Origin of the sequence: Nocardia fusca NBRC 14340 (assembly GCF_001618425.1) — a bacterium.
Taxonomy (GTDB): domain Bacteria; phylum Actinomycetota; class Actinomycetes; order Mycobacteriales; family Mycobacteriaceae; genus Nocardia; species Nocardia fusca.
The window spans coordinates 1-14,498 of record NZ_BDCU01000072.1 but is presented as its reverse complement, the minus strand read 5'-3'; the positions used below and the strand labels follow the sequence as shown (position 1 = coordinate 14,498).

Below are 14,498 nucleotides of genomic sequence, written 5' to 3'. Positions count from 1 at the left end.
GGAACGCGAAGCCCACCTGGAACAGCGGGTGCCGCGCCGTGGACCGCACCGGGTTCAGCGCCTCCACCAGCTGTTCGAACGGCACATCGGCATGCGCGAGCGCCGCGATATCGATCTCCCGCTGGCGCGCCAGCAGATCGGTGAACGATTCCCCGCCCGCGACCCGGGTCCGGAACACCAGTGTGTTCACGAACATGCCGATCACATCGTCGAGGGCGGCCTCGCCCCGACCGGCCACCGGGGTACCGATCGCCACATCGTCGGTCCCCGCCAAACGGGCCAGCAGCAGCGCGAACGCGGTATGCGTCACCATGAACAGGGTCACGCCCTGCTGCCGCGCGAAGTCCTGCAGCGCCTGATGCAGGCGCGCATCGATATGCACTTCGACTCGGCCACCGGCATACGACTGTGTCGCCGGCCGCGGCCGATCCATCGGCAGATCCAGCTGCTCGGGCAGATCCGCCAGCGCCGACCGCCAGAATTCGAGCTGTTCGTGGGCCAGCGACGTGGGATCGGCGCCGTCGCCCATCAGGTTCCGTTGCCAGATCGCGAAATCGGCGTACTGGACCGCCAACGGCGCCCAGTCCGGCGCCCGGCCGGCCGCTCGTGCCGTATACGCGGTCATCAGATCCCGCATCAACGGCACCGTCGAGGAACCGTCGCCGGAGATGTGGTGCACCACCGCGGCGAGCACATATTCGTCTGCCGCGTCGTCGATCCGCAACAACGTCACCTGCACCGGCACCTGCTGGGCGACATCGAACGACACCGACGCCAGCTCGGTCACCACGGTCTCGACCGCATTCGCGGCGACCGTGCGGATCTCGAGGACCGGTACCGCCCCCGTGACCGGCAGCACCACCTGCGCCGGACCGGATTCGGTCTCCGGGTACACCGTCCGCAGCACCTCGTGCCGCGCCACCAGATCCGTGACCGCCAGTCGAAGGGCGTCCACATCCAGGTGCCCGGTCAACCGGATCACCAGCGGAATGTTGTAGGCCGCCGCACCACCGTCGAACCAGTTCAGGAACCACATGCGCTGCTGCGCCAGGGACAGCGGGATCCGGTCCACGACCTCGCCCGACGGCAGCACCCGGGTCGGCCGCGGCTGCGGTACCAGCGCCGGACGTCCGCCGGAACCCACCTGCTCCTCGAGCCGGGCGGCCAGCGTGCCGACGACGGATGCCTCGAACAGCACCCGGACGGGCACCTGCGTATTCAGCGCCGCACCCAGACGCGCCACGACCTGCGTAGCGAGCAGCGAGTTCCCGCCGAGCGCGAAGAAATCGTCATCCGCGCCGACTCGCTCGATACCGAGAACATCGGCGAGCACACCCGCCACGACCCGCTCGACCGGCGTCGACGGCGCCCGGAACTCCCGTGCCTCGAACGCGGGCTCCGGCAATGCCCGGCGATCCAGCTTTCCGGCGGGGGTCAGCGGGACCTCGTCGAGCACCATGACCGACGCCGGCACCATGTACGACGGCAACCGCTGCCCGACGAACTCGCGCACCTCGGCCACGTCGATCGAACGCCCGGGTACGGCCACCACGTACGAGACGAGGGAGACCACGCCCGCGGTGCTCTTGTGTCCGGTCGTGACGGCGAAGTCGACGGTCTCGTGGGCGGTCAGCGCCGCGTCGATCTCACCCAGCTCGATACGGAAACCACGAACCTTGACCTGGAAGTCGTTACGACCCACATACTCCACCACCGGGTCACCCGCGGCGTCACGACGCCACCGCACCACGTCACCCGTGCGATAAAGCCGCGAACCCGGCTCACCGTACGGATCGGCGACGAACCGCTCGGCGGTCAAACCGGGCCGCGCGTGGTAGCCGCGGGCCAGCTGGATACCACCGACATACAGCTCACCGGCCACACCCTCGGGCACCGGGTTCAGGCGATCGTCGAGCACCAGAGTCCGCATACCCCGCACCGGACCACCGATGGTCACCCGATCACCGGCGTGCAGCACACCACTGATATTCGTGGCCACCGTCGCCTCGGTCGGACCATAAGCATTGTGGAAGCGACGCGCCACCCCACCCTCGGGCGTGGTCGACCACTTCGCCACCAGATCCGCCGAAATGGCCTCACCACCGGCGATGATCACTTCCATACCCGCAAGATCCGCCGGATCCAGCGAAGCAAGTACCGACGGCGTGATCAGCCCGACCGTCACACCTTCACGGGCGATCAGCTCACCGAGTTCGGCACCACCGTAGGTACCGGTCGGCACCACCACGAGGGCACCGGCCGAACCCACCGCCAGCAGCAGTTCGAGGATCGAGGCGTCGAAGCTCGGCGACGCGAAAGCCAACGCCCGCGAACCCGGGGTCAACCGGTAACGCTCCACCTGTTCGGCACTGAAGTTCGCCAAACCGGCATGACTGACCACCACACCCTTGGGCAGACCCGTCGAACCCGAGGTGTAGATGACATAGGCGGTGTTCGCCGGAGTCAACGGCCACACCCGATCGGCATCGGTGATCGGATCGGCCGGATACGTATCCAACGCCAACTCGTCGAGCACCAGCCAATCCACCGAATCCGGCAGATCCGCCCGCACACTCGACACCGTGATACCCACGGGCGCACCGGAATCGGTCAACATATGCGCGATGCGATCGGCCGGATAGGTCGGATCGATCGGCAGGAACGCCGCACCCGACTTGGTCACCGCCCACTCCGCCAGCACCGAATCCGCCGACCGCGGCACCGCCACCGCCACCAGATCCTCGGCACCCAAGCAACGCTCGATCAGCACCTGCGCCAACCGGTTCGACCGCTCGTCCATCTCGCCATAGGAAAGACGCTGATCCCGGAACACCACCGCCGGCGCCGACGGATCCACCGCCACCGCCGCCGCCAGCAACTCCGGCAACGTCGACGCCGGCACCGCCACACCACCCGTGCGGGACAGGATCTCGGCGCGCTCGGCCGCGTCGAGGATCTCGATCGACCCCAGCGCGATATCCGGGTCCGCGGCCACCGCGGTCAGCAACTGCCGGAACCGGGTGATCACGGTCCGGATGGTCGCCTCGTCGAACAGTTCGGTGGCGTAGTTCAGGAACAGGGTCATCCCGCCGGAGCCGTTCTCGGCCAGCGTGAACTGCAGATCGAACCGGGCCACGTCCTCCACGAGCTCCAGCCCGGAGACCTCCAGACCTGCCAGATCCAGCACCGGCTGCTCATTGTTCTGCAGCGACAGCGCCACCTGGAACAGCGGATTACGCGCCTGCGAACGTTCCGGGGCCAGCAGATCCACCAGCCGCTCGAACGGCACATCGGCATTGCCGAACGCGTCCAGATCGACCTGCCGAGCGCGGTCCACCAGCTCGGCGAACGATTCACCGGAACCGACACTCGTCCGCAACACCAGCGTGTTGACGAACATGCCGACCAGATCGTCCAGGGCCCGCTCACCACGACCCGCGATCGGCGTACCCACCGCAATATCGTCCGAACCCGACAACCGTGCCAGCAACGCCGCCAACGCCGCGTGCAGCACCATGAACATCGACGCGCCACGACCGCGCGCCACTCCGTCCAGGCCCTGTATCAACTCGGCGGACAACTCACCGCTCACCGTCGCGCCGCGCATCGACGCGACCGCCGGACGCGGCCGGTCCAGCGGCAGCGCCAACTCGTCGGGAACACCGTCGAGGGTGCGCTGCCAGAACGCGATCTGGCGCGCCAGCGGCGAATTCACATCGTCCTCGGCGCCCAGCACCTGCCGCTGCCACAGCGTGTAGTCGGCGTACTGGACCGGGAGCTGATCCCAGCCCGGCTCGAGATCCCGAGCCCGCGCCGCGTACGCGGTCATCACGTCCCGGGCCAGCGGAGCCATCGAGAAACCGTCGCCGGAGATGTGGTGCACGACCACCACCAGCACGAATTCCCGCGGCGTCACCTCGAGCAACCGAGCCCGCAACGGCGGGGCCACGGACACGTCGAAACCGACGCCCACGAACTCCGTCACCGCGGTGGGCAGCTCGTCCGGGGTGACCGCGACCGTCTCCAATCGAAGGTCGACCCGGTCCGCGGGCACGACCAGCTGCACCGGCACTCCGGAACGCTCCGGGAAGTAGGTGCGCAGCGATTCGTGCCGCCGCAGCACATCGGCCAGGGCCGCGCGCAGCGCTGCCACGTCCAGCTCACCGGAGAGCCGGATCGCCATCGGCAGGTTGTAGGCCACCGACGAGGTGTCGTACTGATTCAGGAACCACATCCGCTGCTGCGCGTACGACAACGGCACCAGCTCGGGTCGCGGCCCGGCCACCAGTGCCGGACGCGCTTTCTCACCGGCCTGCTCGACCCGCACGGCCAACGCGGCCACCGTCGGCGCCTCGAACAGCGCGCGCACCGTGACCTGGGTATCGAGCGCGGCCCCGATCCGGGCGGCGACCTGGGTCGCGACCAGCGAGTTACCGCCCAGCTCGAAGAAATCGTCGTCCGCGCCGACCCGCTCCAGACCGAGCACCTCGGCGAACGTCGACGCCACGACCTCCTCGATCGGGGTCGCCGGCGCCCGGAACACTCGCGCCTCGAACACCGGCGCCGGCAGCGATTTGCGGTCCAGCTTGCCGGCAGCGTTCATCGGGAACGCGTCGAGCACCACAAAGGCGGCGGGCACCATATAGGCCGGAAGTTCGGCACGCAGTGCGGACCGCACCGCCTCCGGATCGATCGCCCGGCCGGTTTCCGGTACCAGATAGGCGACCAGCTGGTCACCGGTGTGCTCGTCGGCGCGCATGACCACCACTGCCTGGGCGATCTCGTCCACACCGAGCAGCGCCGACTCGATCTCACCGAGCTCGATGCGCAGACCGCGCAGCTTCACCTGGAAGTCGGTGCGGCCCAGGTATTCCAATTCACCGTCGGAATTCCAGCGCGCCAGATCGCCCGTCCGGTACATCCGTACGCCGGCGCCGAACGGGTTCGCCACGAAGCGGTCGAAGGTCAGATCGGGGCGGTCCACGTACCCCCGCGCCAGCTGCGCGCCGGCCAGATACAGCTCACCCGGAACCCCCGGCGGGACCAGGCGCAACCGGCCGTCCAGCACGTAGGCCTGGGTGTTGAAAGCCGGGACGCCGATCGGTACCGACTCGGTATCGGCCTCGGTCACCTCGTGATAGATGACGTCGACCGTGGCCTCGGTGGGCCCGTACAGGTTGTCCAGCCGGGCATTGGTCAGCTTCCGCAACCGTCGCGGAAGATCGACGGGCAGCGCCTCGCCGCCGACGACGATATGGCGCACACTCGACCAGGCGTCGGGGCCGGTGTCGGCCATGATCACCGACAGCATCGACGGTACGAACTGCACCGTCGTCACCCGTTCGGAGGCGATGATCCCGGCGAGATAGGCGGGGTCACGGTGTCCGTCCGGGCGGGCGATGACGAGCCGGGCGCCCACCTGCAACGGCAGGAAGAATTCGGGGACCGACGCGTCGAAGGTGACCGTGCCGCGCTGCAGCATGACATCGGACGCGCTCATCCCGTACCGCGCGTGCGCGGCCACCAGGTAGTTCACGATCGCCTTGTGCGCCACCGCGACGCCCTTGGGGCGGCCGGTGGAACCGGACGTGAAGATCACGTACGCGGTGTTGGCCGAGCGCAGTGGCCGCAGCCGATCCGCATCGGTGAGCGGAGCATCGGAGTACTCGGACAGGTCCAGCCGATCGATGCGCAACTGCCGCTCGATCACCGGGTCCAGGTCCGCACCGGCGGTGAGCACACATACCGGACGCGCGTTGTCGAGGATATGCCCGAGCCGTTCCACCGGCTGTTCCGGATCCAGCGGTATGTAGGCGCCACCGGCCACGACGACGGCGTACATACCGACGACGAGATCGAAGGATCGCTGCATACCCAGCGCCACATACACTTCGGGCCCGACACCCATATCGACGAGCCGGCGGGCCAGCCGATGCACCCGGCCCGCGAACTCGGCATAGGACAGATTCGTCCCCTCGAAGGTCAGTGCGACCTCGTCCGGTGTCCGGGCGACCTGCGCCTCGAACAGGGAGACCAGGGTGGCGGTGGCATTGCCTGGGGTCTCGGTGAGCGCGGTCTCCACCGGGAAGCCCGTCGCGTTCCAGCGATCGAGCACCAGGGCGCGTTCGGCCGGAGCCATGAGCTCGATATCCCCGACCGGCACCGTCGCGTCCGCGATCACCGCGCGCAGCACCCGCACGAATCGCCGGCCGAACTCGGAGACGAAGTCGTCGTCGAAGAGGTCGGTGGCGTAGAGGATCTCGGCGTCCATGCCCGACCCGCCGGCGACCGCGTCGCTCATGGTGAGCGACAGGTCGTATTTGGTGTTCGGTATGTCGACACCCAGCCCGGTCATCGTCAGACCCGGCAGTTCCAGGCGGGTATCGCCCAGGTTCTGGAAGGCGAGCATCACCTGGAACAGCGGCTGACGGGATTGGGAACGGACCGGATTGAGGGCCTCGACCAGCCGCTCGAACGGCACGTCGGCGTGTGCGAAGGCGGCCAGATCGCGATCGCGCACATGCGCGAGCAGCTCGGTGAACGGCGCGCCGATATCGACCCGGGTCCGCAACACCAGCGTATTGACGAACATGCCGATCAACTCGTCGAGCACCCGATCGCCGCGGCCGGCGACCGGGATACCGATGGCGATATCGTCGGTACCGCTGAGGCGGGCGAGCAAGGTGGCGAACGTGCTGTGCACGAGCATGAACAAGGTGACGCCCTGCGCCTGGGCGACCCGGTTCAACTCGTCGATCACCGCACCGGGCACGACGAACCGGTGTGTCGCCGCCCGTTCGCTGGCGACCGCCGGCCGGGGCCGGCTGGACAACCGGAGTTCGTCGGGCAGCTCGTCCAGTTCGGCCCGCCAGAAGTCCAGCTGCTGGGAGACCAGCGACGCCGGATCGTCATCGGACCCGAGTACCTCGCGCTGCCACATCGCGTAGTCGATGTACTGCACGGCCATCGGCTCCCAGTCCGGGGCCGCGCCGGCCGAACGCGCCGAGTACGCGATCATCAGGTCACGGCTCAGCGGCCGCATGGAGAAACCGTCGGCGGCGATATGATGCACCACACCGGCCAGCACGTGGTCGTCCTCGGTGAGGCGATAGACCCGCAGCCGAACCGGCAGTTCGGTGGTCAGATCGAAGCCGCGGAAACCGAATTCGGCGATCGACGCGAGGAGGTCGGCACCGAGTTCGGCACCCGGCACCGCGGCCCGGTGCGTTTCGAGGATCTCCACCTCCGGAACCGCGCGGTCGGGCGGCAGCACCTGCTGGTAGCCGATGCCCTCGTGGGCCGGGTACACGGTCCGCAGGGATTCGTGCCGGGCGATCACATCGGCTACCGCCTGCAGCAGCACCGCCATATCGATCGTGCCGGTGAGCCGCAGCACGACCGGAATATTGTCGACCGCGGACTCCGGCTCGAAGCGGTTGAGGAACCATATCCGCTGCTGTGCCTGGGACAGCGGCGGGCGTTCGGGCCGGGGACGTGCGGCGAGAACCGGACGCCCACCGGCACCGGCCTGCTGTTCCACCCGGGCCGCGAGTGCGGCCACTGTCGAATCCTCGAACAGCATCCGCACCGGGACCTGGGTATCGAGTGCGGCCCCGATCCGGGCCGCGACCTGGGTCGCGATCAGCGAGTTGCCACCGAGGGCGAAGAAATCGTCGTCGGCGCCGACCCGTTCGGTACCGAGGACCTCCGCGAAGACCCCGGCCACGATCTCCTCGATCGGGGTCGACGCCGCGCGGGAACCACCCGATTCGAACACCGGCGCGGGCAGGGCCCGGCGATCCAGCTTTCCGTTGATGGTCAACGGGATCCGGTCCAGCACGACCACCGCGGACGGCACCATGTAGGAGGGCACCCGCTGACCGACACCTTCGCGGATCGCTTCTGTATCGGGCCCGCCCTCGGTCTCCGACACCACATACGCGACGATCCGGTGATCGCCCGGATTGTCCTCGCGGACGATGACCGCGGCCTGCGCGATATCCGGCTGCGCGAGCACCGCCGCCTCGATCTCACCGAGCTCGATCCGGAAGCCGCGCACCTTGACCTGGTCGTCGGCCCGGCCCAGGTATTCGAGTTCGCCGGAACGGTTCCAGCGCGCCAGGTCACCGGAGCGGTAGAGCCGCGTCCCAGGTGCACCGGGCTCGGCCAGCGGGTTGGCCACGAAACGGGCCGCCGTCAGATCCGGGCGATCCAGGTAACCGTGGGCGAGCTGTCCGCCCCCGATGTACAACTCGCCCGTCACCCCGACCGGCACCGGCTGCAGCCGGCTGTCCAGTACGTAGATCTTCAGCCCGGCGATCGCCCGGCCGATCACGCTACCGGTGGCCTCGGCGATGGTCTCCGCGTCCAGCGCGCGGTGGGCCACGTGCACGGTGGTCTCGGTGATGCCGTACATGTTCACCAGCACCGGCGAGGCGGTTTCCCGGTCGCCGATCTGGATGGTGCGTCCGGTCGAACCGTCGCCGTGCCGGGCGATCCAGTCGGAGAGCCGGCGCAGTTCCAGTGCCTCACCACCGAATACGACATACCGCAGTGCGAGCGGACGTTCCGCTTCCGCGGTGCGGTCCGCCTCGGCCAGCTGATAGAACGCCGACGGCGTCTGGTTCAGCACGGTGACCCGCTCCGTGCGCAGCAGTTCCAGGAACTGCTGCGGCGAGCGCGAGGTGTAGTAGTCGACGACCACCAGGGTGCCGCCGAAGAGCAGCGGGCCCCACAGCTCCCAGACCGAGAAGTCGAACGCGTAGGAGTGGAAGAGGGTCCACACGTCCTCGGGGCCGAACCCGAACTCGCGCTCGGTATTGGCGAACAGCCGCACCACGCTGCGGTGCGCCACCGCGACACCCTTGGGGCGGCCGGTGGACCCGGAGGTGTAGATGACGTAGGCGGTGTTGTCCGGACGCAACGGCGCCAGACGATCGGCATCGGTGACCGGACCGTCGTCGGCGTCTTCGATATCGCCGGCCTCCACGGCGTACCCGTCCACCACGACACGAGAGATACCGCCGGGCAGGTCCACCCGCACCGAGGAATCCAGCACCACGGTCGCGGGACGCGCGTCCTGGAGTATGTAGGCGATCCGATCGGCGGGGGAATCCGGATCCACCGGCACGTACGCGGCACCGGACTTGATCACCGCGAGCAGCGCGACCACCAGATCCAGCGACCGCGGCAGCAACACCGCGACCCGGGCCTCCGGTCCGGCGCCCTCGTCGATCAACCGGCGCGCCAGCACATTCGCCCGGCGCTCCAACTCGGCGTAGGTGAGCTGATCACCCTCGTACTTCGCGGCGGTCCGGTGCGAATACTCTCCGGCGGCCGCCTCGAACAGCCCGGCCAGGGTGGCCGTCTCGGGGTCGTCGAGCGCCACGCCGTCGACGCTGAACACACCGGGACGGGCATCTGCACGGGATTGCGCCCAGCGCTGGGTCACATCGAAGCGCTCGGTATCGGCGAGCAGATCGATATCGCCGACCGCCGTGGCCGGCTCCCGGACGATCGCGCGCAGTATGCGCAGGAAACGATCGGAGAAACCGGCCACGGTCTCCGGATCGAACAGATCGGTGGCGTATGCCCACTGCATCCGCAGGCCGCCGTCGGCGGCACCCTCGGTGCCCACCGTCAGCTGGAGATCGAACTTCGACTGACCGGTCTGGAAGTCGACGACACCGAGGTCGAGCCCGGGCAGCGAGACCGCTGCCGTATCCGCCACCGATGCGGCCTCGAAGGCCAGAACGACCTGGAACAACGGGTGATGCGCCCGCGAACGGCGCGGATTGAGGATATCGACGAGCCGCTCGAACGGGATATCGGCGTTCGCGAAGGCGGCGAGGTCGGTACGGCGCACCTCGGCCAGTAGTTCGGTGAACGGCGTACCCGGGGCCACCTCGGTCCGCAGGACCAGGGTGTTGACGAACATACCGACCAGATCGTCGAGCGCCTGCTCACCGCGGCCGGCGATCGGGGTTCCGATACTGATATCGGAACTGCTGGACAACCGGCTCGCCCAGGTGGCGAGCGCGGCATGCACCACCATAAACAGTGTGGTGCCGTGCGACCGGGCCAAGCTCTCCAGAGCGGTACGCAATTCGACGTCGACCACGAAATCGTGGGCAGCGCCGGAATCGGAAGAGACCTCCGGCCGCGGCCGGTCGGCCGGCAGGTCCAGTCGGTCGGGCATATCCCGCAACTGCTCGCGCCAGTAGGCGATCTGTTCGGCGGCCACCGATTCGGGATCGTCCTCCGAGCCCAGCACCTCGCGCTGCCACAACGTGTAATCGGCGTACTGCACCGCCAGCGGTTCCCAGGCGGGGTCCACACCGCGGCTGCGGTCGTTGTAGGCGACGACGAGATCCCGGAGCAGCGGACGCGGCGAGAAGCCGTCTGCGCTGATGTGGTGTGCGACCAAGAGGAGCACGTAGTTGTGCTCGTCCAGGCGCAACAGCGACACCCGGAACGGGAGTTCGGTGACGACGTCGAAGAGCACCCCGGCCAACTCGAGGATGCGGGCGGGCAGTTCCGCCTCGGTGACCGGCTCGGGATCGAGCTCGATATCCACCGCACCGGCCGGCAGCACCTGCTGGTAGCCGATACCGTCCACTTCCGGATACACGGTCCGCAGCACTTCGTGCCGCGCCACCAGATCCGAGACGGCCGCGCGCAACGCGTCCACGTCCAGATCACCGGTCAACCGCACCGCCAGCGGGATGTTGTAGGCCGCGGACCGATCGTCGAACCGGTTCAGGAACCACATCCGCTGCTGCGCCAGCGACAACGGCACCCGCTCCGGCCGCTCCCGCGCCGCCAGCACCGGCAGATCCCCACGCCCGGTGGCGGATTCCGCGGCGGCAGCCAGCGCGGCCACCGTGGAGGCCTCGAACAGCATCCGCACCGGCACCTGCGCATCCAGCGCCGCACTCAGCCGGGCCGCGACCTGGGTCGCGATCAGCGAGTTACCACCCAGGGCGAAGAAATCATCGTCCGCACCGATTCGCTCGACACCGAGCACATCGGCGAACACGCCCGCGACGATCTCCTCGATCGGAGTCGAGGCAGCACGGAACTCCCGCGTCTCGAACACCGGAGCCGGCAACGCTTTACGATCCAGCTTGCCCGAGGTGTTCAACGGGAACGCATCCAGCTCCATGACAACAGCCGGAATCATGTACACCGGCAGCACATCACGCAGCGAATCCAGCAACACACCGGAAACGATCTGCTCCCCGGGTGCGGGCACCACATAGGCGACCAACTGCTCACCCAGATCCGAGGCCGCGACCGTCACCACGGCCTGGCTCACCACCGGCTGCGCCAGCAGAGCCGACTCGATCTCACCCAGCTCGATCCGCTGACCACGGAACTTCACCTGGAAATCGGTACGACCCAGATACTCCAGCACCGGCAGCGACTCGGTCCAGCCCTCGGTCGGCGAATCACCGATCACGTGAGTCCACCGCACCAGGTCACCCGTGCGGTACATCCGCTGACCGGCATCGAACGGACTCGCCACAAAACGATCCGACGACAAATCCGGACGCGTCACATAACCACGAGCCAACTGATCACCGGCAAGATACAGCTCACCCGTGACCCCGGCCGGGACCGGCCGCAACCGCGAATCCAACACATACACACGGCTGTTCCACTGCGGCACACCAATCGGCACACTGCCCGACTCCGCACCGGTCGCCTGCCAATACGTGATCGACACCGCGGCCTCGGTCGGACCATACAAATTGTGCACAGCCGCATCAGAAATCGCATGCATCGCCGACACCGTCTCCGGCGGCAGCGCCTCACCGATCACGAACACATGCTCGAGGCTCGGGATCGAACCCGCAGGAGTATGCGCAGCGAACACACCCAACATCGACGGCACGAAATCGGTCACCGTCACCCGCTGCTCCGCGATCGTGCGCGCCAGATACTCGGGATCGCGATGACCGTCGGGGGTTGCGACAACGAGGTGGGCGCCCGCCGCCAACGGCAGGAAGTAACCCCACAGCGACACGTCGAACGTCGTCGCGGTCTTCTGCAGGTAGACATCATCGGCATCCAGCGGGTACTGCGACAGCATCCACGCGACCTGATTACCGATCGCCGAATGCGGAACCGCCACACCCTTCGGACGCCCCGTCGAACCCGACGTGAAGATCACATACGCCGTATTCGACGACCGAACCGCCGCCAACCGATCGGCATCGGTCACTTCGCTATCGGCATACCCGGACACATCCAAGGCGTCCACAGCCAGAACCGGCACATCCGCACCCTCGGGCACCGCCCCCGCATCACCGGTGGTCGTCAGCACACACAACGGCGACGCGGTATCCAGGATGTAGCCGATCCGCTCCGCCGGATGCGCCGGATCCAACGGCACATACGCACCACCCGCCGCCACCACCGCATACATCCCGACGACCAGATCGATCGACCGCGAAACAAGCAGACCCACCAGAGTTTCCGGACCGACACCCTGCGCGATCAGATGCCGCGCCAGCCGGTTCACCCGACCGGCGAACTCGCCATAGGACAGACTCGTCCCCTCGAACGAAATCGCTACTCGCTCCGGATGCGCGCCAGCCGCGGCATTGAACCCGTCCAGCAGCAGCCCTTCCGGAAGTGCATGCTCGGTGGCATTCCACTCCGCCAGCACCTGGTCACGCTCGACCGGCGCCAGGATCTCCAGATCACCGACCGCGGTCTCCGGCGCGACCAGGACCTCTTCCAGCAACCGCACGAACCGATCGGCGAAGACCTCGATCGTGGAGTGATCGAACAGGTCGCGGGAATACGAGAGGGCGCCCATCATACCGGCGTCCGCAGTGTCGCTCGTACCACGGAAATTGAACGAGAGATCGAACTTTTCCAGACTGGTCTCGAAATCGACCGGAGCGACCCGCAAATCGGGCAGTTCGAAATGCCGGTCCGGCAGATTCTCGAATGACAGAGCAACCTGGAAAATCGGGTGCCGCGCCTGTGAACGTGCCGGATTCAGCACCTCCACCAAACGCTCGAACGGTACATCCGCATGAGCGAAGGCTTGCAGATCGGTATTCCGGACCTCTGCCAGCAATTCGGTGAAGGACATATCGCCGCGAACCGGGGTTCGCAACACCAATGTGTTGACGAACATGCCGACCAGGTTCTCCAGTGCCGCATCACCACGGCCGGCTACCGGAGTACCGACACCGATATCGGATTCTCCGGTGATCCGCGCCAGGAATACGGCCAGCGCACTGTGCACGACCATGAACGGTGAAGCATTGTGCCGCCAGCCCAGATCCACGATCCGGCGGCGGGTCTCCGGGCTGATCTCGAATGAATGGACGCCACCGGAGAAGGACGAAACGGCTGCGCGAGGTCGGTCGGCCGGAAGTACCAGCTCATCCGGCAGGCCGGCCAGTTTCTCCTTCCAGTACCGCACCTGTTCGGAGATGAGCGAATTCGGATCGTCCTCCGAACCCAGCACCTCACGCTGCCACAGCGCGTAATCCGCGTACTGCACCGGAAGGCTCGCCCATGCCGGAGGCTCCCAGCTGACGCGTGCCGCGTAGGCGGCCATCACATCTCGCGCCAGCGGGCCCATCGACCAACCGTCGGCGGAGATGTGGTGCACCACCATGCCGAGTACGTATTCGTTCTCGCTGATCTCGAAGAGCCGAGCATGCAGCGGTACCTCGACGGTGACGTCGAAGGCCATCGTCACCAGATCGATCAGATGATCGATGAGCCTGTCCTCGCGGATCAGGTACGGAGTGAGATCCGGTACCACCTGAGCCGCGTCCAGGATCACCTGGACCGGTGCCCGGCCCTTCTGCGGGAACACGGTCCGCAGCGATTCGTGCCGGTCGATCACATCGATGAAAGCCACCTGCAGGGCTGCGATGTCGAGATAGCCGGACATCCGGATCGCGATCGGAATATTGTTGACCGCCGATTCGGTGTCGTACCGGTTGAGGAACCACATCCGCTGCTGCGCCAGCGACAACGGCACCTGCTCCACGACCTCACCTGTGGGCAGGATCTGGATCGGGCGCTCCCGCGGCGTCAACGCCACGCGCCCACTCGCACCGGCCTGTTCCACCCGCACAGCCAACGCCGCCACAGTCGGTGTCTCGAACAGCATCCGGACCGGCACGGTGGTATCCAGCGCCGCCCCGAGGCGCGCCGCGACCTGGGTCGCGATCAGCGAGTTACCACCCAAAGCGAAGAAATCATCATCGGCACCGATCCGCTCGACACCGAGCACGTCGGCGAACACACCCGCCACGATCTCCTCGATCGGAGTCGAGGCAGCCCGGAACTCCCGCGTCTCGAACACCGGGGCCGGCAGGGCCTTGCGATCCAGCTTGCCCGAGGTGTTCAACGGGAACGCGTCGAGTTCCATGACCACAGCCGGAATCATGTACACCGGCAGCACATCACGCAGCGAGTCCAGCAGCACACTCGAGACAATCTGCGCACCCGGAGCAGGCACC

The 14,498-nt window shown here is 67.3% G+C and carries 1 protein-coding gene (running past one end of the window); it reads right to left on the bottom strand.

The window, feature by feature from the left end; translation table 11 throughout:
• On the bottom strand, window positions 1–14,498 hold part of the coding region annotated (locus NF4_RS35355) for a non-ribosomal peptide synthetase (RefSeq protein ID WP_063131747.1) (this coding region is incomplete at both ends). 27,112 nt of the annotated region lie to the left of the window's left edge; 14,498 of 41,610 annotated nt are visible.